Annotated in this window: 1 pseudogene; it reads right to left on the reverse strand. The window is 55.5% G+C overall.

Annotation, left to right across the window (positions count from 1 at the left end):
* Window positions 1-103: 103 nt before the first annotated feature.
* A pseudogene (locus RCF13_RS13570) lies at window positions 104-308 on the reverse strand (RidA family protein); the annotation flags it as partial.

A 308-nucleotide genomic window follows, 5' to 3' on the forward strand; every position in this document is an offset into this window, starting at 1 on the left:
GATGATCGACGCGCCGAGCGCAGTCATCGTGCCGGAGACATTGATTATCGGACGCAGGCCGAAGCGTTCGCGGATCGTTTGGTTGGGACGTTGAGGATTGGACTTATCCATTGTCGTGTCTTTCATCGTGTTCTTCGGGAAAGATTTCGACGATCGCTTCTATTTCGACCGTGATGTTGTTGGGCAGCGAGGCGACGCCGATAGACGAACGGGCATGCACGCCATCGTCGCCGAAAACTTGGACCAGAAAATCGGAACAGCCGTTGATGACGCGCGGATGCTCCTCGAAGTCATCGACCGCGTTAACG

The organism is Stenotrophomonas maltophilia group sp. RNC7, from assembly GCF_030910085.1.
Classification (GTDB): Bacteria; Pseudomonadota; Gammaproteobacteria; order Xanthomonadales; family Xanthomonadaceae; genus Stenotrophomonas; species Stenotrophomonas sepilia.